The organism is Micromonospora tarapacensis, assembly GCF_019697375.1.
In the GTDB taxonomy this organism is placed as follows: Bacteria; Actinomycetota; Actinomycetes; order Mycobacteriales; family Micromonosporaceae; genus Micromonospora; species Micromonospora tarapacensis.
The window spans coordinates 520466-544197 of sequence record NZ_JAHCDI010000004.1; the positions used below are offsets into that span (position 1 = coordinate 520466).

19 protein-coding genes and 2 pseudogenes are annotated in these 23732 nt (G+C 72.0%); 14 read left to right on the forward strand and 7 right to left on the reverse strand.

The window, feature by feature from the left end:
* Nucleotides 1-164: 164 nt before the first annotated feature.
* From uvrA to uvrC, 3 genes are all read left to right on the forward strand, one after another.
* Complete coding sequence (gene uvrA / locus KIF24_RS08440) at nt 165-3125, forward strand: excinuclease ABC subunit UvrA (protein WP_221083547.1); 2961 nt, start codon at nt 165-167, stop codon at nt 3123-3125.
* Nucleotides 3126-3240: 115 nt separating this feature from the next.
* Entirely contained in the window at nt 3241-3723 is a 483-nt protein-coding gene (locus tag KIF24_RS08445) for a Rieske (2Fe-2S) protein (RefSeq protein WP_221083548.1), read from the forward strand.
* Nucleotides 3724-3837: 114 nt separating this feature from the next.
* On the forward strand, nt 3838-5811 hold the full coding sequence (gene uvrC / locus KIF24_RS08450; protein ID WP_221083549.1) for an excinuclease ABC subunit UvrC: 1974 nt from the start codon (nt 3838-3840) through the stop codon (nt 5809-5811).
* Nucleotides 5812-6037: 226 nt separating this feature from the next.
* Here the strand turns inward: uvrC and recQ are convergent.
* Both recQ and KIF24_RS08460 read right to left on the reverse strand, forming a co-directional pair.
* Nucleotides 6038-7950: pseudogene (recQ, locus tag KIF24_RS08455) on the reverse strand (DNA helicase RecQ).
* A 21-nt stretch (nt 7951-7971) separates the two neighbouring features.
* The gene (locus KIF24_RS08460; RefSeq protein ID WP_221083550.1) at nt 7972-8493 is read right to left on the reverse strand and encodes a hypothetical protein; all 522 of its coding nucleotides are present in this window, start codon (nt 8491-8493) and stop codon (nt 7972-7974) included.
* A 157-nt stretch (nt 8494-8650) separates the two neighbouring features.
* Between KIF24_RS08460 and KIF24_RS08465 the strand changes: the two genes are divergently transcribed.
* The 3 genes from KIF24_RS08465 (at nt 8651) to KIF24_RS08475 (ending at nt 10768) form a co-directional block, all read left to right on the forward strand.
* On the forward strand, nt 8651-9505 hold the full coding sequence (locus KIF24_RS08465; RefSeq protein ID WP_221083551.1) for a helix-turn-helix domain-containing protein: 855 nt from the start codon (nt 8651-8653) through the stop codon (nt 9503-9505).
* A gap of 23 nt (nt 9506-9528) precedes the next feature.
* Nucleotides 9529-9720 (forward strand): DUF397 domain-containing protein, encoded by a 192-nt coding sequence (locus KIF24_RS08470; RefSeq protein WP_221083552.1) that lies wholly within the window; start codon nt 9529-9531, stop codon nt 9718-9720.
* A 124-nt stretch (nt 9721-9844) separates the two neighbouring features.
* A complete protein-coding gene (locus KIF24_RS08475) occupies nt 9845-10768 on the forward strand; it encodes a hypothetical protein (RefSeq protein WP_221083553.1) in 924 nt (307 codons plus the stop codon).
* A gap of 39 nt (nt 10769-10807) precedes the next feature.
* Here KIF24_RS08475 and KIF24_RS08480 read toward each other — a convergent pair whose 3' ends face one another.
* Nucleotides 10808-11461: a hypothetical protein gene (locus KIF24_RS08480; protein ID WP_221083554.1), complete on the reverse strand. Its 654-nt coding sequence runs from the start codon at nt 11459-11461 to the stop codon at nt 10808-10810.
* A 209-nt stretch (nt 11462-11670) separates the two neighbouring features.
* Between KIF24_RS08480 and rapZ the strand changes: the two genes are divergently transcribed.
* From rapZ to KIF24_RS08520, 8 genes and pseudogenes are all read left to right on the forward strand, one after another.
* Nucleotides 11671-12540 (forward strand): RNase adapter RapZ, encoded by an 870-nt coding sequence (gene rapZ / locus KIF24_RS08485; RefSeq protein WP_221087249.1) that lies wholly within the window; start codon nt 11671-11673, stop codon nt 12538-12540.
* Nucleotides 12537-13507 (forward strand): annotated as a pseudogene (locus KIF24_RS08490) (gluconeogenesis factor YvcK family protein). Before rapZ ends, KIF24_RS08490 begins: the two are co-directional and overlap by 4 nt.
* A 54-nt stretch (nt 13508-13561) precedes the next feature.
* Nucleotides 13562-14542: a DNA-binding protein WhiA gene (gene whiA, locus KIF24_RS08495; protein ID WP_221083555.1), complete on the forward strand. Its 981-nt coding sequence runs from the start codon at nt 13562-13564 to the stop codon at nt 14540-14542.
* Between the two features lie 248 nt (nt 14543-14790).
* Nucleotides 14791-15795 (forward strand): type I glyceraldehyde-3-phosphate dehydrogenase, encoded by a 1005-nt coding sequence (gene gap / locus KIF24_RS08500; RefSeq protein ID WP_221083556.1) that lies wholly within the window; start codon nt 14791-14793, stop codon nt 15793-15795.
* Nucleotides 15792-17015: a phosphoglycerate kinase gene (locus KIF24_RS08505; protein WP_221083557.1), complete on the forward strand. Its 1224-nt coding sequence runs from the start codon at nt 15792-15794 to the stop codon at nt 17013-17015. The genes gap and KIF24_RS08505 overlap by 4 nt, the downstream gene beginning before the upstream one ends.
* Nucleotides 17015-17806, forward strand: coding sequence for a triose-phosphate isomerase (tpiA, locus tag KIF24_RS08510; protein ID WP_221083558.1), 792 nt, complete (start codon nt 17015-17017; stop codon nt 17804-17806). The genes KIF24_RS08505 and tpiA overlap by 1 nt, the downstream gene beginning before the upstream one ends.
* A gap of 95 nt (nt 17807-17901) precedes the next feature.
* Nucleotides 17902-18162, forward strand: coding sequence for a preprotein translocase subunit SecG (gene secG, locus KIF24_RS08515; protein WP_221083559.1), 261 nt, complete (start codon nt 17902-17904; stop codon nt 18160-18162).
* Between the two features lie 136 nt (nt 18163-18298).
* Nucleotides 18299-18643, forward strand: coding sequence for an RNA polymerase-binding protein RbpA (locus tag KIF24_RS08520; protein ID WP_221083560.1), 345 nt, complete (start codon nt 18299-18301; stop codon nt 18641-18643).
* Between the two features lie 9 nt (nt 18644-18652).
* Here the strand turns inward: KIF24_RS08520 and pgl are convergent, their stop codons facing one another.
* Genes pgl through KIF24_RS08540 form a run of 4 tightly spaced genes read right to left on the reverse strand, consistent with a single transcriptional unit; the run spans nt 18653 to nt 23728 of the window.
* Nucleotides 18653-19417 (reverse strand): 6-phosphogluconolactonase, encoded by a 765-nt coding sequence (pgl, locus tag KIF24_RS08525; RefSeq protein WP_221083561.1) that lies wholly within the window; start codon nt 19415-19417, stop codon nt 18653-18655.
* 58 nt (nt 19418-19475) lie between these two features.
* Nucleotides 19476-20492, reverse strand: a complete 1017-nt coding sequence (locus KIF24_RS08530; RefSeq protein ID WP_221083562.1) for a glucose-6-phosphate dehydrogenase assembly protein OpcA — start codon at nt 20490-20492, stop codon at nt 19476-19478.
* A 31-nt stretch (nt 20493-20523) separates the two neighbouring features.
* Complete coding sequence (gene zwf / locus KIF24_RS08535; RefSeq protein ID WP_221083563.1) at nt 20524-22038, reverse strand: glucose-6-phosphate dehydrogenase; 1515 nt, start codon at nt 22036-22038, stop codon at nt 20524-20526.
* 37 nt (nt 22039-22075) lie between these two features.
* Entirely contained in the window at nt 22076-23728 is a 1653-nt protein-coding gene (locus tag KIF24_RS08540) for a glucose-6-phosphate isomerase (RefSeq protein WP_221083564.1), read from the reverse strand.
* Nucleotides 23729-23732 lie beyond the last annotated feature (4 nt).

Consider the following 23732-nt stretch of genomic DNA (forward strand, 5'->3'; position numbering starts at 1 on the left):
GTCCCATCCCCGCGCGAGCAGGGGTGGGACGTGTGGGTGAGGGAAGTTGTCGTAGGGCGGGTCTACAGTTGCCGGGGCGCACTCTCCGCGCTGGCACAACCGCTGGGTTCATCCCAAACGCGGACAGATCTTCCTCATCATCCTCACCCGGGAGTACACGGACCGTGGCCGACCGTTTGATCATCCGTGGCGCGCGCGAGCACAACCTGCGTGACGTCAGCCTCGACCTGCCCCGGGACGCCCTGATCGTGTTCACCGGGCTGTCCGGATCGGGCAAGTCGAGCCTGGCCTTCGACACGATCTTCGCCGAGGGGCAGCGCCGCTACGTGGAGTCACTGTCGTCGTACGCTCGGCAGTTCCTCGGTCAGATGGACAAGCCGGACGTGGACTTCATCGAGGGCCTGAGCCCGGCGGTCTCCATCGACCAGAAGTCGACCTCGCGCAACCCGCGTTCCACCGTCGGCACGATCACCGAGGTCTACGACTACCTGCGGCTGCTGTTCGCCCGGGTCGGCGAGCCGCACTGCCCGGTCTGCGGCGAGCGGATCTCCCGGCAGAGCCCGCAGCAGATCGTCGACCGGGTGCTCGCCATGGCCGAGGGGACGCGGTTCATGGTGCTCGCCCCGGTCGTGCGGGGACGCAAGGGCGAGTACGTCGACCTGTTCGCCGAACTCCAGGCCAAGGGGTACGCGCGAGCCCGGGTGGACGGGGTGGTGCACCAGCTCACCGACCCGCCGAAGCTCAAGAAGCAGGAGAAACACACAATCGAGGTGGTGGTCGACCGGCTCAGCGTCAAGCCCGGCGCGAAGCAGCGGCTGACCGACTCGGTCGAGGCGACACTGGGCCTGTCCGGCGGGCTGGTCCTGCTCGACTTCGTCGACCTGCCCGAGGACGACCCCGACCGGGAGCGTCGCTACTCCGAGCACCTGGCCTGCCCCAACGACCACCCGCTGGCGATCGAGGACCTGGAACCCCGGGTCTTCTCGTTCAACGCGCCCTACGGCGCCTGCCCGGAGTGCACCGGCCTCGGCACCAAGAAGGAGGTCGACCCGGAGCTGGTCGTCCCGGACCCGGAGCGGTCGCTGCGCGACGGGGCGATCCAGCCCTGGGCGACCGGGCACAACCTCGAATACTTCCTCCGCCTGCTGGAGGCGCTCGGCGAAGCGGAACACTTCGACGTCGACACGCCCTGGCGGGCGCTGCCGTCCCGGGCGCAGAAGACCATCCTGCACGGCTCGGGCGACCAGGTTCACGTGCGCTACCGCAACAAGTACGGCCGGGAGCGCTCGTACTACACCGGCTTCGAGGGCGTGATGCAGTGGATCGAGCGCCGGCACTCCGACACCGAGTCGGAGTGGTCCCGGGAGAAGTACGAGGGCTACATGCGCGACGTGCCGTGCGCGGCGTGCGGCGGTGCCCGGCTCAAGCCCGAGGTGCTCGCCGTCACGCTGGCCGGGCGCAGCATCGCCGAGGTCTGCAACCTCTCGGTGGGCGAGTGCGCCGACCTGCTGGCCGGCATCGAGCTGACCGACCGGCAGAAGTTGATCGCCGAGCGGGTCCTCAAGGAGATCAACGCCCGGCTGCGGTTCCTGCTCGACGTCGGGCTGGACTACCTCTCGCTGGACCGGCCGGCCGGCACCCTCTCCGGCGGTGAGGCGCAGCGCATCCGGCTGGCCACCCAGATCGGGTCCGGTCTGGTCGGCGTGCTCTACGTGCTGGACGAGCCGTCCATCGGGCTGCACCAGCGCGACAACCACCGGCTGATCGAGACCCTGATCCGGCTGCGCGGCCTGGGCAATACGCTGATCGTGGTCGAGCACGACGAGGACACCATCCGCACCGCCGACTGGATCGTCGACATCGGCCCCGGCGCGGGCGAGCACGGCGGCCAGATCGTGCACAGCGGCTCGGTGCCGGCGCTGCTGGCGAACCAGGAGTCGATGACCGGGGCGTACCTGTCCGGCCGCCGGGAGATCCCGACACCGAAGGGGCGCCGGCCGCAGACCCCGGGGCGGGAGCTGGTGGTGCACGGCGCCCGTGAGCACAACCTGCGGAACCTGACCGTGAGCTTCCCGCTGGGGCAGCTGATCGCCGTCACCGGGGTCAGCGGCTCCGGTAAGTCGACCCTGGTCAACGACATCCTCTACGCCGTGCTGGCCAACCAGATCAACGGCGCCCGGCTGGTGCCCGGCCGGCACACCCGGGTCGCCGGGCTGGAGCACGTGGACAAGGTCGTCGGCGTCGACCAGTCACCGATCGGGCGGACGCCGCGCTCCAACCCGGCCACCTACACCGGCGTCTGGGACCACGTCCGCAAGCTGTTCGCCGAGACCTCCGAGGCCAAGGTCCGGGGGTACGGTCCCGGCCGGTTCTCGTTCAACGTCAAGGGCGGTCGCTGCGAGGCGTGCTCCGGCGACGGCACGATCAAGATCGAGATGAACTTCCTGCCGGACGTGTACGTCCCGTGCGAGGTGTGCAAGGGCGCCCGGTACAACCGGGAGACCCTGGAGGTGCACTACAAGGGCAAGACCGTCTCCGACGTGCTGGAGATGCCGATCGAGGAGGCGGCCGAGTTCTTCTCCGCCATCCCGGCCATTCACCGGCACCTCAAGACCCTGGTCGACGTGGGTCTCGGCTACGTACGGCTGGGTCAGCCGGCACCGACCCTCTCCGGCGGTGAGGCGCAGCGGGTCAAGCTCGCCTCCGAGTTGCAGAAGCGGTCCACCGGGCGAACGGTCTACGTGCTCGACGAGCCGACCACCGGCCTGCACTTCGAGGACATCCGCAAGCTGCTGCTCGTGCTGGAGGGGCTGGTCGACAAGGGCAACACGGTGATCACGATCGAGCACAACCTCGACGTGATCAAGACCGCCGACTGGCTGATCGACATGGGCCCGGAGGGCGGCCACCGGGGCGGTACGGTGCTCGCCACCGGCAGCCCGGAGGAGGTCGCCGAGGTCGGCGAGAGCCACACCGGGCAGTTCCTGCGGAACGTCCTCAAGCTCGACGGTGCCGCGAAGGGTGCGGCGGCGGCGACGGCCCGCGCGGCCAAGGCCAACGGCGGCAAGCCCAACGGCGGCAGGGCGCGAGGCGGCCGGAAGGTCGCCGCCGCCGGGCTCAGGTAGCCGATCGGATGAACCGGCCGGCAGAGTGGTGCGTGTAGGGGAAGGTAGCCACAGATCATGCACGGTGGTAGCCAACGGAGAGGCGAGGCATGAGCGAGCGCAACGGAGGGTCGGCATGAGCGACGACCAGCTGCCGGCCGGGCCGGGGACGCGTACCCGCCGGGCCGTGCTCACGGGGGCGGGTGCGGTCGGTGCGGCCGTGGCCCTGGCCGCGTGCGGCGGCGCGGACTCCGGCGACGGTGCGGCACCGACAAGCGGCGGGCCACCGGTCACCGAGCCGGGCGACGCCGGCGGCGGGGACCGCGAGGGTGCCCAGTCGCTGGCCACGACCGCGGACATCCCGGTCGGCGGCGGTGCGGTCTTCGTCGCCCAGGGCGTAGTGATCACCCAGCCCAACCCGGGCGAGTTCAAGGGCTTCGACCCGGTCTGCACCCACCAGGGCTGCCCGGTGTCGAACGTCGACGGCGGCACGATCAACTGCACCTGCCACGGCAGCAAGTTCTCCATCGAGGACGGGTCGGTCAGGGCGGGCCCGGCCACCACCCCGTTGCCGGCCAGGGACGTCAAGGTCGACGGCGACCGGATCTCGCTGGCCTGAGCGTTGCCGGTCACTGCCGGTGGCCGCCGGTGGCACCGCCCCGCTCGCCGCGGGGACGAGATCCGCCAACTCGGGACGATCCGGCCTGTCGGGGGCGGCGACTAGGCTCGGTGTGTGGCTGATCCGTCGACCTACCGTCCCGCGCCGGGCACGATTCCCGAGGCGCCGGGGGTCTACCGTTTCTACGACGGCACCGGCCGGGTGATCTACGTCGGCAAGGCACGGAATCTGCGCAGCCGACTCAACTCCTACTTCGGCGACCCCTGGGGGCTGCACCAGCGCACCCAGCAGATGGTCACCACCGCCGAGTCGGTCGACTGGGTCACCGTCGGCACCGAGGTCGAGGCGCTCCAGCTCGAATACCTCTGGATCAAGCAGTACGACCCGAGGTTCAACGTCCGTTACCGCGACGACAAGTCCTACCCCTACCTGGCGGTGACCCTCGACGAGGAGTATCCCCGGCTTCAGGTGATGCGCGGGGCCAAGCGCAAGGGGGTGCGCTACTTCGGGCCGTACTCACACGCCTGGGCGATCCGCGAGACGCTCGACCTGCTGCTGCGGGTCTTCCCGGCCCGCACCTGCTCCGCCGGTGTGTTCAAGCGGGCCGGCCAGGTCGGTCGCCCCTGCCTGCTGGGATACATCGGCAAGTGCTCCGCCCCCTGCGTCGGCACCGTCTCCGCCGAGCGGCACCGCGAGATCGTCGACGACTTCTGCGACTTCATGGCCGGGCGCACCGACACCATGGTGCGCAAGCTGGAACGCGAGATGGCCGAGGCCAGCGAGCAGCTGGAGTTCGAGCGGGCGGCCCGGCTGCGCGACGACGTCGCCGCGCTGCGCCGGGCGATGGAGAAGCAGACGGTGGTGCTCGGCGACGGCACCGACGCCGACGTGGTCGCCTTCGCCGACGACCCCCTCGAAGCCGCGGTCCAGGTCTTCCGCGTCCGGGGTGGCCGGGTCCGCGGCCAGCGCGGCTGGGTGGTGGAGAAGACCGAGGAGCTGACCACCGGCGACCTCGTGCACCACTTCTGCACCCAGGTCTACGGCGGCGAGGACGGTGCGGCCGACGTGCCGCGTGAGCTGCTGGTGCCCGAGTTGCCCGCCGACGCCGACGCGCTGGCCGACTGGCTCGCCACCCACCGGGGCAGCCGGGTGACGCTGCGAGTGCCGCAGCGCGGCGACAAGCGGGCCCTGATGGAGACGGTCGAACGCAACGCGAAGGACGCCCTGGCGCGGCACAAGCTCAAGCGGGCCGGTGACCTCACCACTCGCGGCAAGGCCCTCGACGAGATCACCGAGGCACTCGGTCTGCGGACCGCGCCGCTGCGCATCGAGTGTTTCGACATCTCCCAGATCCAGGGCACCGACGTGGTGGCGAGCATGGTCGTCTTCGAGGATGGGCTGCCCCGCAAGAGCGAGTACCGCCGGTTCATCATCCGGGGGGCCACCGACGACCTCTCGGCGATGTCCGAGGTGCTGCGCCGCCGCTTCGCCCGCTACCTCGACGCCCGCGCCGAAACCGGTGAGGCCGGCGTCGAGCCCGTGGTCGACGCGGCCGGCGACGGTGTCGGCACCGACGAGCCGAGGATCGGCGTCCTGGTCGACCCGACCACCGGCCGGCCGCGCAGGTTCGCGTACCCGCCGCAGCTGGTGGTGGTCGACGGCGGCGCGCCGCAGGTGGCCGCCGCCGCCCAGGCGCTGGCCGAGCTGGGCATCGACGACGTGGCACTGTGCGGCCTGGCCAAGCGGCTGGAGGAGGTCTGGCTGCCCGACGACGACTTCCCGGTCATCCTCCCGCGCACCTCGGAGGGGCTCTACCTGCTGCAACGGGTACGCGACGAGGCGCACCGGTTCGCCATCGCCTTCCACCGGCAGCGCCGCTCGAAGCGGATGACCATCTCGGCGCTGGACAGCGTCCCGGGCCTGGGGGAGGTGCGCCGCAAGGCGTTGCTGCGTCACTTCGGCTCGCTCAAGCGCCTCTCGGCGGCCACCGTGCAGGAGATCACCGAGGTCCCGGGAGTGGGCCGGCGTACGGCCGAGGCGATCCTCACCGCCCTCGCCGGTGGCGACAAGGAACCCTCCACCGACTGACCGCGCCCGTGCGCCGCGGCGGCCAGCCGCCGCCGGTGCGGCTGGCGGCCGGTGCGGCTGGCGGTTTCCGCGACCGGGATGCTGGTGTGGGGCGTCGGCCCTGTCGAGCTGATAGCGCAGCCGGATCGCCGGCGGCGATGGCGCAGACGGTTCAGCTCGACAGCGCGGCCACCTCAACCGGTGACCCCGGTCGCCACGCCCGCGGCGACCGGAGCCGTCGCGGTCTTCATCCGGCGTCGGCGAGCACCCCGAGGAGCTGCTCGCCGTACTTCGCCAGCTTGTTCTCGCCGACACCGCTGATCCGGGACAGCTCGCCCAGCGACGACGGGGCGTCGGCGGCGATCTGCCGCAGCGTCGCGTCGTGGAAGATCACGTACGCGGGGACGCCCTGTTCCTTCGCGGTCGCCGCCCGCCAGGCGCGCAGCCGGTCGAACGTGCCGGCCGCCTCCGCCGGCAGCTCGGCGACCACCGTGGCCGCACCCGGGGCTTGGTCACCTTCGCCGGGCGGGCCTGCTCGCGGCGCATCATCACGGTGCGCCGCCGGCCGAGCACCTCGGCGCTGGCGTCGGTCAGCGCGAGGGTGCCGTAGTCGCCCTCGACGGCGAGCAGCCCCTCGGCGAGCAGTTGCCGCACCACGCCGCGCCACTCCGTCTCGCTCAACTCGGTGCCGACGCCGAAGACGGTCAGCGAGTCGTGCCGGTGCTGCACGATCTTGTCGGTGCCGCGGCCGAGCAGGATGTCGACGCAGTGCCCGGCGCCGAACCGCTGGTTACGCTCCCGGTCGAGCCGGAACACCGTGGAGAGCAGCTTCTGCGCGGCGACCGTGCCGTCCCAGGACTCGGGCGGCGCGAGGCAGGTGTCGCAGTTGCCGCAGCTGCCGTCGAGGGTCTGGCCGAAGTAGTCGAGCAGCTGCACCCGGCGGCAGCGGACCGTCTCGCAGAGCGCCAGCATCGCGTCGAGATGGGCGGCGAGGTTGCGCCGGTGGGCCAGGTCGCCCTCCGACGTGTCGATCATCTTGCGTTGCTGCACCACGTCCTGCAGCCCGTACGCCAGCCAGGCGGTCGACGGCAGTCCGTCGCGGCCGGCGCGGCCGGTCTCCTGGTAGTAGCCCTCAACCGACTTCGGCAGGTCGAGGTGGGCGACGAAGCGGACGTCCGGCTTGTCGATGCCCATCCCGAAGGCGATCGTCGCCACCATCACCACCCCCTCGGCGCGCAGGAAACGCTGCTGGTTGGCGGCGCGGGTCGCCGGGTTCAGGCCGGCGTGGTACGGCAGCGCGTCGACGCCGTTGGCGACCAGGAACTCGGCCGTCTTCTCCACCGAGGCCCGGGACAGGCAGTAGACGATGCCGGCCTCACCCGGGTGCTCGTCGCGCAGCAGGGCGAGCAACTGCTTGCGGGGCTCCCGTTTGGGCACGATCCGGTACTGGATGTTGGGCCGGTCGAAGCTGGCCACGAAGTGCCGCGCCTCGGTGAGCCTGAGCCGGGTGGCGATCTCGGCCCGAGTGGCGCTGGTCGCGGTGGCGGTCAGCGCGATCCTCGGCACCCCCGGCCAGCGCTCGTGCAGCATCGACAGGTTCAGGTAGTCGGGCCGGAAGTCGTGCCCCCACTGCGACACGCAGTGCGCCTCGTCGATGGCGAACAGGCTGATCCGGCCCCGGTCCAGCAGGCTCAGCGTGGCCCGGCTGGCCAACGCCTCCGGCGCGAGATAGAGCAGGTCGATCTCGCCGGCCACGAACTCCGCCTCGACCAGCCGGCGAGTGTCCAGATCCAGCGTCGAGTTGAGGAAGCCGGCCCGGACACCGACCGCGGTCAGCGCGTCGACCTGGTCCTGCATCAGCGCGATCAGCGGCGAGATCACCACGGCGACGCCGTCGCGGACCAGCGCCGGGATCTGGTAGCACAGCGACTTGCCGCCGCCGGTCGGCATCAGCACCAGCGCGTCGCCGCCGGCCACCACGTGGTCGATGACCTCGGCCTGGAAACCCCGGAAGGCGTCGTACCCGAAGACCCGCCGCAGCGTCTCCAGGGTGGCCGAGCCTCCCCCGACCGGAGTCGGTCCATCGGTGTGCGAGTCGGTGGCGGTGGTCAGGTCGACGGTGCTCAGATCGACGGTGCTCACGTCGGCGGGGGAGGACATCCTGGGATTCTACGAGTCCGGTCACCGGGCCGTGGTGTCGTCGTCGCCCTCTCCCCAGCAGAGTCCGCCGAGGCCGGCCGCGCGGTGGAAGCCGGGGTGGCCGGTGACGTCCATGCAGATCTCGCTGTCCGGGCCGATCCGGCCGCAGAACACCGGCTCCACGTGGTTCCAGGCATCGGCCCGGGACAGCAGCGCGGCACCGGCGGGCAGCTCGGGACGCAGGATCGTCAGCCCTTCGGTGTAGACGGCCGCCTGCTCCCGGGCCTCCTGCGGATCGGGGGCCAGGTAGGTCAGGTGCAGCGTCCAGCGGCGCGGCAGCCGGTCCGCCGTCGCGATCCCCGACCGCCGCTCGCGCTCCGTCGTATACCGGTCGACCAGGGCATCGACGTACGAGGCGAGGGCGCTCGTGCCGGTCAGCGCGTGGGCGATGGCGGCCCGTTGACGCTCGGACACGTCAGCCCCGTCCAGTACGGCGGACAGGTCCTCCTGGAAGCTGCCGGCCCGCCCGACCCGCCCCCACCGCGACGATCGATTGTCGGTCATAGCTACCCCTGACTCTGCGTTGCGTCCGATAGCGCGAACTCATTGAGCCGGCACTATGGCAAGAGATCTTGCAACGTAGCAATCCAGCGTGTTGGATTGCATGTGAGGGCTCGCCCTGGTTCGATTCAAGGCACGACTTCAAGCGGGAGGTGCGGCCATGTCGTCATCATCGAGTCCGACGATTCGCGCTCGCCGGCTTCGCCGTGAACTACGGCGGTTGCGCGACCAGCGAGGGCTGACCGTGGACGAGGCTGCTCGCGCGGTGGGGTGGCACCGAGCGAAGGTGATCCGCATCGAGCAAGGCCACAGCGGCATCGCTGCGGATGGCCTGCGGAAGCTCCTGGATCTCTATGGCGCGTCATCCGAGGAGCGGGACGCACTGGCCAGCCTCGCTCGCCAGGCCCGTCAGAAGGGCTGGTGGAGCGTCTATGGCGATGTCCTGCCTGATGACTACGTCGGTTTCGAGGCCGAGGCAAGCTCGATCAGCACGTTCCAGAGCCTCTACATTCCGGGCCTGTTGCAGACCGAGCAGTATGCGCGAGCGCTTATGCATGCGGGACGGGCGACCGCCGACGCCGATGAAGTCGATCGGGTCATCGCAGCGCGCCAGGCGCGGAAGGTCCTGCTCACACGCGACGTGCCGCCAACACTGTGGATCGTCCTCGACGAGGCGGCGGTGCGGCGGGCTGTTGGTGGTGTCAAGGTCATGAGAGCTCAACTCGCGCGCGTCATCGAGGCGTGCCAGTTGCCGACCGTCGAGGTTCAGGTCCTGCCCTTCGCCGCAGGCGCGCACGCCTCGATGGGAGGCGCCTTCACGATCCTCGACTACGCGGAGCCGCTGCTCGATCCCACCATCGTCTACGTCGACAACGACACCAACACGCTCCTGCTGGAGGAGGAGCGGGAGGTGATGCGATATAGACTCGTCTTCGACCACCTGCGTGCGAAGGCGCTCGACCCTGACCAGTCTGCTGAATTTCTCGTCAGGGTGTCCGCCGAGCTTCAAGACTGAGTCTTGGCCCGAGGAGCACTGTGATGACTACGCCAGATCTCGAAGACGCAACCTGGCGCAAGAGTTCTCGTAGCAGCCCCAACGGATCCGACTGTGTCGAGGTGGCGGAGTTGGCGACAGGTCTGGCGGTGCGCGACTCCAAGGATCCTGCCGGCTCGAAGTTGCTCTTTGGCCGGGGTGCCTGGTCGGCGTTCGTGGCCGGGTTGCGGGGCTGATCCCGCCCGGCTCGCGCCGCGTAGGGCGAACGCTCGAAGTGTGGCAGTTCAGGTGGTCTCGCCCCGGCGTGTCGACTGGCTACGGTGCCACGCTTCGAGCCGACGGGGCCCTGATGCTGGCGGCGTGATCCTCGCCCGGTTAGATGGGCGGGTGGCGGTACGCATCGACATTGACGCCCTGCGGGCGGCGGCAGGGGCCGTGGCCTGCGAGGTGGCGGAGAAGCTTCGGTCAGCTGGGCAACCTCACGCGATCGTGCCGGTGGGCGGGGGAGCGTCGGGCACCATCCGGGCGGCCCGGCAACCACCGTACGAGGTGTGGGTGGGGGTCACCGCGGACGGCTTCACCGCCGAGTGTGACTGCTCGACGCCGGACGAGTTGTGCGGCCACGCGGTGGCGCTCGCCGAGGCGGCCCTGGCGGAGGGATTCGCGTGGTCGTCGTTGGCCACGCCACCCTCGGCCGAGGAGGTCGACTCCCGGATCGCCGAGCTGGCCGACCTCGCGGGCGGCATCCCGGCCCGACGGCTGGCGTTGCTGGTCGCCGAGTGGGCCGCTGCGGATCGTGTGCTGGAGACCCAGCTGCTGGGGTACGCCGGGCGGCTGGCCCCGCTCACCGAGGCCGAGCTGGCCGACATCGGCCGCACCGTCGACAACCTGGCCCACGAGGCGACCAGCGGCCACCGCTGGGACCTGCACGACGTGGAGAAAGCCGGCCGGGCCATCGTCGAGGAGGTGCGGGTGCTGAGCCGACGCCCGGCCGACCCTGCGGCGCTGCTGGTGGTCGAGCGGGCTGCCCGCGCGTGGGACGGGTTGGCCGGTCACCTCAACGATGCCTGGGAAACCTACGAGGAGGAACCGGCCGAGATCGGTGGGGCGCTGCGGGCGGCCCACATCCAACTCTGCGAGCAGGTGCAGCCGGACCCCGACGAGCTGGCCGCCCGGCTGACCGAGATCATCGAGACGGCCGAGGTCGAGTCCTGTCTCGACGAGCCGGAGGACTACCTCGGTGTGCTGGGCCGTGACCGGGTCAAGGCGCTGCGCCGCCGCTGAGCAGGCGGAGGCGGTCCGGGTGCGGTGGGGCCTCGGTGGTCAGCGGGCCGCGGGGACCGGGACCTTCTTCGCCCAGCGGACCTCCCCGTCCGCCTCGACGTGACAGAACGCCACCACCAGGTGCGACGGGTCGGTCAGCGGCGCGGCTGCGACGCCCATCCGGAACAGCGCGACCAGGCTGCCGTCGGCGACCGCGCGGGTGCCTACCGCGCCGAGGTTGTCCGGGGTGCTCAGCGAGTCACTCGACCAGGGGCGCGAGGCGACGCCGGCGAGCCAGTCGTAGCGTTCGGCCAGCACCTCGTACGAGCCGGCCCAGTTGGATCCGGTGCCGCCGGTGGCGTCCCAGCCGAGGATCGGGCGCATCACGCGGGCGGGACGGTCGCGGCTGTCCAGCAGGATCACCTGGTAGGTGCCCGGCTGGCCCGGCCCGGACCAGTGCAGCCGCAGCAGCACCGACTGGTCGTCCGGATCGCCGGCGACAGTCTTTCCCGCGTTCCGTGCGCCGTGCGCGGCGGCAAGGTCGGAGACCTGGCCGGGCTCGGGCAGCAGAGCCTCGACGGTCACCGTGACCGCGTCGCCGCCGCTGCGCCACTCGTGCTCGCGTTCGCGGAACCGGTCCACGGTGGCCAGCACGGCCACGGTCGCCGCCACGAGAGCCACCACCCAGCGCAGCCGTGCCCCGTGCCTGCCCATGGCCGGAGGATAGCGGCGCGCGGGGCCGCGCGCCGTCACCCGCCCGACACCAGTGGGGCGTCCCGTCCACCCGCCGCCGGCGAGCTAGAGTCGCTGCTTGACCATGCCCGGTCGGCATCGACCGGGGCACCACGGCTGGGGGGTTGACGGTGGGCGAGGCGCACACGACCGGTCACCGGGCCGGCGTACCGGGCGAACAGGCCGGGACGGTGGCCGAGACGGACACCACGCTGGTGGTGGTCACCGGCCTCTCCGGTGGTGGGCGCAGCACGGTGGCCCGAGCCCTGGAGAACGTCGGCTTCTACGTCGTCGACAACCTGCCGCAGGCGCTGCTGCTCGACATGGCCGAACTGGCGGTGAAGGCGGGCGGGGCGGCCAGGCGTACCGCCATGGTGCTGGACGTGCGATCCCGGGCCTTCTCCACCGACCTGGCGGAGGCGATCCGGCAGCTGAAGGAGCGTGGCTACGCCCCCCGGGTGGTCTTCGTCGACGCCGACGACGAGGTGCTGATCCGCCGGTTCGAGAGCGTACGGCGCTCGCACCCGTTGCAGGGCGACGGGCGGCTCGCCGACGGCATCGCGGTCGAGCGGGGTCTGCTGGAGGAGGCCCGGGAGCAGGCCGACGTGATCGTCGACACCAGTCACCTCAACGTCAACCAGCTGCGCCGCCGGATCGAGGAGCTGTTCGGCGGTGAGGACGCCCGCCGGCTGCGGCTGACGGTGCTCTCCTTCGGCTTCAAGTACGGCCTGCCGCCGGACGCCGACTTCGTGCTCGACGCCCGGTTCCTGCCCAACCCGTACTGGGTGCCCGAGCTGCGCGAGCACACCGGGCGGGAGGAGGCGGTCAGCGCGTACGTCCTGGGGCAGGAGGGTGCGGACGCCTTCGTCGACGCGTACGCGGACCTGGTGAACGCCACCACGGCCGGCTTCGAACGGGAGGGCAAGCGCTACCTGACGGTGGCGGTCGGTTGCACCGGTGGCAAGCATCGCAGTGTGGCGATCGCCGAGGAGTTGGCGGCCCGGCTGCGGCGCGCCGGGCTGGCCGCCAACGCCCAGCACCGGGACCTGGGGCGGGAATGACGGTCCGGGTGGTGGCCTTCGGCGGCGGGCACGGCCTGTCCGCCTCGCTGCGGGCGTTGCGGCGCTGCGCCCCCGAGCTGGATCTCGACATCACCGCGGTGGTGACCGTCGGCGACGACGGCGGGTCCAGTGGCCGGCTGCGCGCCGAGCGCGGCGGGCTGCCCCCGGCGACCTGCGGCAGGCGTTGGTCGCGCTGACCGGTGACCACCCGGCCACCCGGCGCAGCGCCGGGCTGTTCCAGCACCGCTTCGCCGAGCTGGCGGAAGCCGGCCGGGGCGACGGACTGGCCGGTCACGCGGTGGGCAACCTGGTGCTCTGCGGGCTGATGGAGCTGCTGGGCGACCCGGTGGCCGCCCTGGAGCACGCCGGGGCGATGCTCGGCGCGGTCGGCCGGGTGCTGCCGATGTCCCGCGAGCCGGTCGACATCGAGGCCCGGGTACGCGGGGTGGACCCGGCGCGGCCGGAGGAGGTCCGCGTCGTGCGCGGCCAGCATCAGGTGGCGGTCACCACCGGCCGGGTCGAGTCGCTGCGGCTCACCCCGCAGGCGCCGGCGGCGTGCGCGGAGGCGGTCACCGCCATCGGCGCCGCCGACTGGCTGATCTTCGGTCCGGGCAGCTGGTACACCAGCGTGTTGCCCCACCTGCTGGTGCCGCAGTTGGCCGCGGCGATCCTGGCCAGCCCGGCGCGGCGGCTGGTCACCCTCAACCTCGCCGCCGAGAAGGAGACCCTCGGCCTCTCCGTCGCCGACCACCTGGCGGCGCTGCGCTGGTACCTGCCGGAACTGACGGTCGACTTCGTGCTCGCCGACGCCAAGGCGGTCGGTGACCCCGAACCGGCCGATCGTGCGGCAGAATCGCTGGGAGCCCGACTGGTCCTCGCCCCCGTCGCGGTCGACGACGGCACTCCCCGTCATGATCCGGCTGCTCTGGGCGCCGCCCTGGTGCCCGTACTGGGCGCCGATCGTTAGACACGTACGTAATCTCCGGCGACACGCCGGAACGGGTCCGTGAGGGGACGCACAATGGCGATGACGGCTGCGGTCAAGGACGAGCTGAGTCGGGTCGACGTGCCCAAGCCCTGCTGTCGGCGGGCAGAGATGGCGGCGTTGCTGCGGTTCGCCGGTGGGCTGCACATCGTCTCCGGCCGGGTGGTGGTGGAGGCGGAACTCGACACCGGTGCGGTGGCCCGCCGGTTGCGGCGCGAGATCGCCGAGGTCTACGGCTACCCGAGCGAGATCCACGTCCTCGCCTCCGGTGGCCTGCGCAAGGGCAGCCACTTCATCGTCCGGGTCGTCAAGGACGGCGAGGCGCTGGCCCGGCAGACCGGCCTGCTGGACGTGCGGGGGCGACCGGTGCGAGGGCTTCCGCCGCACGTGGTCGCCGCCAACGTGTGCTGCGCGGTGTCCGCCTGGCGGGGTGCGTTCATGGCGCACGGCTCGCTGACCGAGCCGGGCCGTTCCAGCGCCCTGGAGATCACCTGCCCCGGCCCGGAGTCGGCGCTGGCGCTGGTCGGTGCGGCCCGTCGCCTCGGCATCACCGCCAAGAACCGCGAGGTGCGCGGCGTCGACCGGGTGGTGGTCAAGGACGGCGACGCGATCGCCGCGTTGCTCACCCGGATCGGCGCCCACGCCAGCGTGCTGGCCTGGGAGGAGCGCCGGGTGCGGCGCGAGGTGCGCGCGACGGCCAACCGGCTGGCCAACTTCGACGACGCCAACCTGCGGCGTTCGGCCCGGGCGGCGGTCGCCGCCGCGGCCCGGGTGACCCGGGCGCTGGAGATCCTCGCCGAGGACGCGCCGGAGCACCTGACCTCGGCCGGGCGGCTGCGGCTGGAGCACCGGCAGGCGTCCCTGGAGGAGTTGGGCGCGCTGGCCGACCCGCCGCTGACCAAGGACGCCATCGCCGGGCGGATCCGCCGGCTGCTGGCGCTGGCCGACAAGCGGGCACGGGACCTGGGCATGCCGGATACCGAAGCGGCCGTCACGCCCGACATGCTCGTGGTCTGATAGGACCGTGGGGGCGACCACCCGGCGCAGCATGGCTCGGCGCGCTCGGATATGGTCGCTGCGTACGGCAAGGGGGCCGGCACCGGCGTCTCCCGCCGTACCCACCGCCTCGACGGCGGTCAGGTCCCTCGGACCGCGGCGGGGCGGCCGAGATGAACCGTCAACGGCCGGCTCAACGGTCGGCGCACACCACTTCGCCGGCCGAAGGTCTCTATGCCGGCGGACCAGAACGCGAGGAGATGGGACCTGTGACCATCCGGGTTGGCATCAACGGCTTCGGCCGGATCGGCCGTAACTTTTTCCGGGCAGTGCTGGCTTCCGGCGCTGACGTCGAGGTCGTGGCCGTCAACGACCTGACCGACAATGCGACGCTCGCTCACCTGCTCAAGTACGACAGCATCCTGGGTCGCCTCCCGCACGAGGTCAAGGCCACCGCTGACGAGATCACCGTCGGCGGCAAGACCATCAAGGCGTACGCGGAGAAGGACCCGGCCAAGCTGCCCTGGGCTGACCTGGGCGTCGACATCGTCATCGAGTCGACCGGCTTTTTCACCGACGCCACCAAGGCGAAGGCGCACGTCGACGGCGGGGCCAAGAAGGTCATCATCTCCGCTCCGGCGAAGAACGAGGACGTCACCGTCGTGATGGGCGTCAACCAGGGCCAGTACGACCCGGCCAAGCACACAATCATCTCGAACGCCTCCTGCACCACCAACTGCCTGGCGCCGATGGCGAAGGTGCTGCACGACACGTTCGGCATCACCAAGGGTCTGATGACCACCATCCACGCGTACACCCAGGACCAGAACCTCCAGGACGCGCCGCACTCGGACCTGCGCCGGGCCCGCGCCGCCGCGCTGAACATCGTGCCGACCTCGACCGGCGCCGCGAAGGCCATCGGCTTGGTGCTGCCGGACCTCAAGGGCAAGCTCGACGGGTTCGCGCTGCGGGTGCCGATCCCCACCGGCTCGGCCACCGACCTGACCGTCGAGGTCGGCCGGGAGACCACGGTGGACGAGGTCAACGCCGCCCTCAAGGCCGCCGCCGAGGGGCCGCTCAAGGGCATCCTGGTGTACAACGAGGATCCGATCGTGTCGGCGGACATCGTCACCGACCCGGCGTCGTGCATCTTCGACGCGCCGCTGACGAAGGTCATCGGCAACCAGGTCAAGGTGGTCGGCTGGTACGACAACGAGTGGGGCTACTCGAACCGCCTGGTCGACCTGGTCAAGCTGGTGGGTCAGTCGCTGTGAGCATCCGTACCCTCGACGACCTGCTCGCCGAGGGGGTGTCGGGTCGGCGCGTGCTGGTGCGCGCCGACCTGAACGTCCCACTCGACAAGCAGTCCGGCTCGATCGCCGACGACGGCCGGATCCGGGGGGTGCTGCCGACCCTGGGTGCGCTCACCGAGGCCGGTGCGAAGGTGGTCGTCTGTTCCCACCTGGGCCGGCCGAAGGGCTCGCCGGACCCGCAGTTCAGCCTCGCCCCGGTCGCCGGGCGGCTCGGCGAGCTGCTCGGCACGGCCGTGCACTTCGCCACCGACACGGTCGGCGAGTCGGCCCGGGCCACCGTGGCGGCGCTCGCCGACGGCGAGGTCGCGCTGCTGGAGAATCTCCGCTTCACCAAGGGGGAGACCAGCAAGGACGACGCCGAGCGGGGCGCCTTCGCCGACCAGCTCGCCGCGCTCGGTGACGTGTACGTGGACGACGCGTTCGGCGCCGTGCACCGCAAGCACGCCAGCGTCCACGACGTGCCCGCGCGGCTGCCGCACGTCGCCGGCCGCCTGGTGCTGCGCGAGGTGGAGGTCCTGTCCAAGCTCACCGGCGACCCGGACCGGCCGTACGTGGTGGTGCTGGGCGGCTCGAAGGTCTCCGACAAGCTCGCCGTGATCGAGGCGCTGCTGCCGACCGTCGACCGGCTGCTGATCGGCGGCGGCATGTGCTTCACCTTCCTCAAGGCGCAGGGCCACGAGGTGGGCTCCTCGCTGCTCGAGAAGGAGATGGTCGAGACCTGCCGCAGCCTGCTGGCGCGCGCCGATGGCAAGATCATGCTCCCGGTCGACGTGGTGGCCGCGGACGCCTTCGCCCCGGACGCCGCGCACGACGTGGTGCCGGCCGACGGCATCCCCAGCCACCGGGTCGGGCTCGACATCGGGCCGAAGACCGTCGCGGGTTTCACCGCCGCGCTGAAGCAGTCCGCGTTCGGTGAGTCAACGAACGCGAAGACGATTTTCTGGAACGGGCCCATGGGCGTGTTCGAGATGCCCGCCTTCGCCAACGGCACCCGGGGCGTCGCCGAGGCGATCGCCGCCTCCGGCGCGTTCAGCGTGGTCGGCGGCGGCGACTCGGCGGCCGCGGTCCGGGCCCTCGGGCTCGACGAGAAGGCCTTCGGGCACATCTCCACCGGCGGCGGCGCCTCCCTGGAGTATCTGGAGGGCAAGACCCTTCCCGGCATCGCGGCCCTGGAGAACTGATGACGAACGCTCCCCGCCGGCCACTGATGGCCGGCAACTGGAAGATGAACCTCAATCACCTCGAGGCGAATCTGCTGGTGCAGAAGCTGGCGGCCAGCCTCACGGAGAAGCAGCTGACCGAGGTGGAGACGGTGGTGCTGCCGCCGTTCACCGACCTGCGTACGGTGCAGACTGCGGTGGAGGGTGACAGGCTGCTCATCGGCTACGGGGCCCAGGACGTCTCCCCGCACGCCTCGGGCGCCTACACCGGCGAGATCGCCGGGCCGATGCTGGCCAAGCTGGGCTGCACCTACGTGGTGGTCGGGCACTCCGAACGGCGCGCCTACCATCACGAGGACGACGCGTTGGTGGGTGCCAAGGTGCAGGCGGCACTGACCCACGGGCTCACCCCGATCCTCTGCGTGGGGGAGGGGCTCGACGTCCGGGAGCAGGGCACCCACGTCGCGCACTGCACCAACCAGCTCGACGCGGCCCTCAAGGGGCTCACCGCCGAGCAGGTCGCCCGGGTGGTCGTCGCGTACGAGCCGGTCTGGGCGATCGGCACCGGCAAGACGGCCACGCCGGAGGACGCCCAGGAGGTGTGCGGCGCGGTGCGGGCCCGGCTGGCCGGAACCTTCGACCAGGGCACCGCCGAGCAGGTTCGGATCCTCTACGGCGGCTCGGTGAAGTCGTCGAACGTCGCCTCGATCATGGCCCAGCCGGACGTCGACGGCGCCCTGGTGGGCGGCGCCAGCCTGGACGCCGAGGAGTTCGCGAAGATCTGCCGGTTCCCGGAGCACATCACCGGCTGATCGCTCGCTATTCTTGACTCCGCCCGTCCGCAGGCCGGTGCCGCCGTGCCCGAACTGTCCGGGCGAGGATCGTAACGAGAGGACTGACCCCCGCCATGCCGATCTGGTTCGCCTACACGTTGATCGTGTTGCTGGTCATCACGAGCGTCACACTCACCATGCTGATCCTGCTGCACCGGGGCAAGGGCGGTGGGATGTCCAGCATGTTCGGCGGTGGCGTCAGCTCCAGCCTGGCCGGGTCCTCGGTCGCCGAGAAGAACCTCGACCGCTACACCGTTCTGGTGGCCATCGTCTGGTTCGCCTGCATCATCGGCCTCGGCCTCTGGCTCCGGCTTGAGGTGGGTACGGGCGTCTGAGCCGACCCCCGAGTCGTACAATCTGCGCGCGGTCCGTCACCCGACGGCCCGCGCGCAGTCCGTTTCACCCGCTGCACCGCGTCGCCCGCCGTCCACCCCCCGACGGCGGTCCCCTCCGACGACAGGAGCCAGCGCCGTGCCGAACGGCCACGTCATCCGGGGCGCCCGGGTCGGGTCCGCGCCCGCCCGCCACCCCGAACGTCACCAGCCGGTCCCGTGCCGGTCGGTCAGCTACTGGTGCCGCAACGGGCACCGCACCGACATCCGGATCGTCGCCGAGGTGGCGGCCCCGACCGTCTGGGACTGCCCGCGGTGCGGGCTGCCGGCCGGTCAGGACGCCCAGGATCCGCCCGGCCGGACCCGGGCGGAACCGTACAAGACCCACCTGGCGTACGTGAAGGAGCGGCGCACCGAGGCCGAGGGTGAGGCGATCCTCGCCGAGGCCCTGGCCGCCCTGCGCCGGCGTCGCGGCGCCCGCTGAGCCCGCCCCTCACCGCAGGCTGCGGAAGCGGGCGGGGACGTCGGCGGCCGCCGCGCGGTCCAGCAGCCAGAGGGTGCGACCGGTGCCCTGCACACCGGCCGCCGGCACCTGCACCTGCCCGGCGCCGGCCAGCGCCATGCCGACCGCGTGGGCCTTGTCCGCACCGCTGGCCACCAGCCAGACCTCCTCGGCGGTGTTGATCGTCGGGAGGGTGAGGGTGACGCGCACCGGTGGTGGCTTCGGGCTACCCCGCACCGCGCTGACCGGGCGGCTCTCGTAGTGCACCGGGTGCTCGGGGAAGACCGAGGCGACGTGTCCGTCCTCGCCGACGCCGAGCATCAGCACGTCGAAGTGGGGCAGCACCGCGGTGCCGGGCCGGGCCGCCCGGGCGAGGTCGGCCGCGTACCCGGCGGCGGCCTCCTCCGGATCGGCACCGGCATCGGAGGCCGGCATCGGGTGGACCCGCGCGGGGTCCACCGGCAGCGTGTCGAGCAGCGCCGCCCGGGCCTGGGTCTCGTTGCGCTCCGGGTCGCCGGCGGGCAGGAACCGTTCGTCACCCCACCAGAAGTCCACCCGGGACCAGTCGACCGCGTCCCGGGCCGGCAGTTCGGTGACCGCCCGGTAGACCGCCGCGGCGATCCGACCGCCGGTGAGTACCACCGACGCCTGCCCCCGCTCGGCCTGCGCGTCGAGCAGCCTCACCACCAACCGGGCCGCGACCGCCTGCGCCAGCAGGTCGGCGTCGGCGTGGACGGCGACGCTCGCCTCACTCATGGGTGTCCCTCCGCGACCGCACAGCGGTCGTTGTCGTACCAGCTCAGGGGCAGGGCGGTCAGGAGCCGATGCTGGTGGTGGGGTGTGCGGAGACGCCCGCCTCGGCCCGCTGGGCGGTGGCCGGGTCCTTCCAGACGTGCACCCGGTGGCCGGGTCGCCGGTCCAGGTTGGACAGCCCGGCGAAGGCGCCCAGCGCCTCCGCGTACACCTGGTCGGGGCCGAGCCGGCGCAACTCCTCGGCCAGTTCGTCGCCGAGCGGCCGGCGCACCAGCGGCAGCATCCGGTCCTCCTGGCCGGTCCGCCGGAAGGTGGCCATGCTGTCCTCACGGGTCAGCGTCAACTCGTCGCCGTTGGCGCAGCGCAGCAGCACCTCGCGCATGCGGGGGGCCTCCCGGCTGCGTTCCCAGCGTGGTTTGATGCCCAGCCGGCTGCGCAGCCAGCCGCGCATCAGCGCGGCGGTCGGATCGGCCGGCGGCGCGACCAGGACCGCCTCGGTGAGTTGCGCCTCGGTGGTGTCGAACGCGCCGGCGACCAGGGTGCGCCACGGGGTGATCCGGGTCCAGGCGAGGTCGGTGTCGCCGGGAGCGTAGTCCCGGGCGCGCTGCCGCAGCGCGTCGATCGGGTCGGCGGCCTGGGCGGTGTCGGTGATCCGCCGGTCGGCGACCACGCCGAGGAAGTCGGTGGCGATCTCGCTGGGCGGCTCGCCGTGCCACCAGGTCACCACGGGCACGTCCGGCACCAGCAGCGGCATCACCACCGACTCGGCGTGCAGCGCCAGCCGGCCGTACATCCGCATCACCACGGCCTCGCACGGGCCGAGCCGCCCGCCGACCACGATCTCCGCGTCGAGCCGGTTGCGGTCCCGGTCGACATCGGAGCGGACGACCACCAGCAGGCGGCACGGGTGGGCCGCCGCGGCTATGGTGGCCGCCGCCTCCGCGTCGCGGACCCGCTTCTCGTCGACCACCACGATCAGGGTCAGCGCCATACCGCTGGCCACGCCGCCGGCACTGCGCCGCTCGGCGGCGAGCGCCTTGACCACCTCGTTGCCGGTGGTGTCCCACAGTCCGATCAACGGAGCCTCCTGGTTCGCTCGCCGTGCTCAGTCACGCCCGCCGCCAGGCCCGGCCCTCGCGGGCCAGCATCTCGTCGGCCGCCCGGGGGCCCCACTCGCCGGCCCGGTACCGCTCGGGCTTCGTGCCCTCCCAGGCGTGCTCCAGCGGATCCACCACGGCCCAGCTCTGCTCGACCTCGGCGGCGTCCGGGAACAGCGTCCGGTCGCCGATCAGCACGTCCAGCACCAACCGCTCGTACGCCTCAGGGCTGGACTCGGTGAACGCCTCGCCGTACTGGAAGTCCATCGCGATGTCGCGGACCTCCATCGTGGTCCCCGGCACCTTGGAACCGAACTTGAGCACCACGCCCTCGTCCGGCTGGACCCGGATGACCAGTTGGTTGTTGCCGAGCATCTCCATGTCGGCCGCGGTGAACGGCAGGTGCGGTGCCCTCTTGAACATCACCGCGACCTCGGTCACCCGGCGCGGCAGCCGCTTGCCGGCCCGGATGTAGAACGGCACCTCCGCCCACCGGCGGTTCTGGATGCCGAGCCGCACCGCCACGTACGTCTCGGTGGTCGAGGTCGGCGGGACGCCGTCCTCCTCCAGGTAGCCCTTGGCCCGTTGGCCGCCGACCCAGCCGGGCAGGTACTGCCCGCGCACGGTGCCCTGTTCGACGTCCTTCGGCAGGGTGATGGCCTTGAGCACCTTGAGCTTCTCGGTCCGGATCTCGTCGGCGTCGAAGCTGGTCGGCTCCTCCATCGCCACCAGGGCGAGCAGTTGCAGCAGGTGGTTCTGCAACACGTCCCGGGCGGTGCCGACGGAGTCGTAGAAGCCGGCCCGGCTGCCGATCCCGACGTCCTCGGCCATGGTGATCTGCACCGAGTCGACGTACTGCGAGTTCCACAGCGGCTCGAAGAGGTTGTTGGCGAAGCGCAGGGCGAGGATGTTCTGGACCGTCTCCTTGCCAAGGTAGTGGTCGATGCGGAACACGTCCTGCCGGGTGAAGACGTCGTCGACCAGGTCGTTGAGCGCCTTGGCCGAGGGCAGGTCGTTGCCGAACGGCTTCTCCACCACCACCCGGCGCCAGCCGCCGCACTTGGCGTTGTCGGCCATGTCGGTGCGCGCCAACTGCTTGAGCACCACCGGGAACGCGGCCGGCGGGATGGAGAAGTAGAACGCGGCGTTGCCGTTGATGCCGTGGCTCTCGCGCAGGCTCTCCAGACAGTGCGCGAGGTTGTCGAAGGCGGCGTCGTCGTCGAACGACCCGCCGACGAACTTGATGTTGTGTTCGAGGCGCGACCACACCTCCTCCCGCCAGGGCGTCCGGGCGTGTGCCCTGGCCGCCTCGCGGGCCAGCGCGGCGAAGTCGCCGTCACCCCAGTCCCGCCGGGCGAACCCGGCAACCACGAAGCCGGGTGGCAGCAGTCCCCGGTTGGCCAGGTCGTACACCGCGGGCAACAGCTTCTTCTGGGCCAGGTCACCGGTGACACCGAAGATCACCAGAGCACATGGCTCCGGGATCCGGGGCAGTCGCCGGTCCTGCGGGTCGCGCAGCGGGTTCACGCCGCCTCCTCGCTCCGCTCGTCCACGTCTTCCATCGTCATGCCCGCAGTGACCCGACCGCATCGAGCAGCTGGGCCAGGCCCGCCGACCGGTCGGTCAGGTGCAGCCGCAGCAACGGGCGCCGGCGGCCGGTCAGGGCACGCCGGTCACCGGCGGCCTGCGCCGCCTGAAGCTCCCCGAAGGTGTACGGCCTTCCGGGCACCGGCAGATCAACGTCGACCGTACCGGTCACCTGAAGAAAGCTACCCAACTGCGGCCCGCCCTTGTGGTACTGCCCGGTGGAGTGCAGGTAGCGCGGTCCCCAACCGAAGGTGACCGGCCGGCCGCTGGCCCGGGCCAGCAGCGGACGCAGCCCGGCTGCGGCGACGTCGGCGTGCCGGTCGAGGTAGGCCGTCACGGCCAGGTAGCCACCGTCGTCCATCCCGTCGAGCAGGTGGCGCAGCGCGCCGGCCAGGTCGGCCGCAACGCCCGAGGCCGGGTACACCTCGATCGCGCCCTCGACGGACGACGGCGCCGACGCCGGTGGGCCCTCGGCCAGGATCGCCGTGGTGTGTTCCTTGGCCTCGGCCACGTTCGGCTGGTCGAACGGGTCGACCCCGAGCACCGTGGCGGCGATGGCGGTCGCGTACTCCCAGGCCAGGAACTGGGCGCCGAGCGGGCCGTTGACCGCGACGTCGGGTGTCGCCGTCCCCGGTGTGGGCACGTCACCGGCGGCGAGCGCGCCGCCGTAGCTGACGGTGAGCACCTCCGTGCCGGTCACCCCGGGGCTGTCCGGGGACTCGACCACCACCGGCAGGAGGCCGAGGCCGTCCTTGCCGGTGGACTCGGCGAGCAGCTGCTCCACCCAGTCGCCGAGCCCTTCGACGCCGGTGCCGTCGGCGACCAGCGCGACCTTGTCCCGCCCGGCGGTGGCGGCGGCGGCGAGCGCGGCGCCGAGCGCCAGACCGGGGTTGTCCTCCGTCCGGTCCAGCGACGCCGCGAACTCGTCGGCCTGGTCGAGCAGGTCGGCCACCGCGACACCGGCCAGCGCGCAGGGAACCAGCCCGAACGCGGTCAGCGCCGCGTACCGGCCGCCCACCTCGGGGTCGGCGAGCACGCTGATCGCGCCGAGCTCCGCGGCGACCGCCTCCAGCGGCGAGCCCGGGTCGGTGACCACGACGAAGTGCCGGCCGGCCTCGGCCTCGGTCATCCCGGCGTCCAGGAACGCCTGCCAGTAGGCGCGCCGGTGGCTGTCGGTCTCCACGGTGGAGCCGGACTTGCTGGCCACCACCACCACGGTGCGTTCCAGCCGGTCGGCAAGCGCGGCCCGGACCTGCCCGGGATCGGTGGTGTCGAGCACGGTCAGTGGGCGGCCGGTGGTGCGCGCGATGACCTCCGGCGCGAGCGACGAGCCGCCCATGCCGGCGAGCACCACGTGGTCCAGGTCGGCAAGTTCCGCCGTCAGCTCGGCGAGCTGGGGGAGCAGCTCACGGCCCCGACGGTGGGCGTACACCCAGCCGAGTCCGACCGCCGCGCCGGCCGCCGCCTCCGGACCCCACAACGTGGGATCCTGGGCGGCGAGCCGGCCTGGGACGCCCGCGTCGACCAGGGCCCGCCGGGTGGATGCCGGTGCGCTGGCGTCGACGGCCCGCGCGCCGTACACGGCGAGACCCGCGGCGGCCTCGGCCGGTGCGGCCAGCAGGTCACCCACGCCG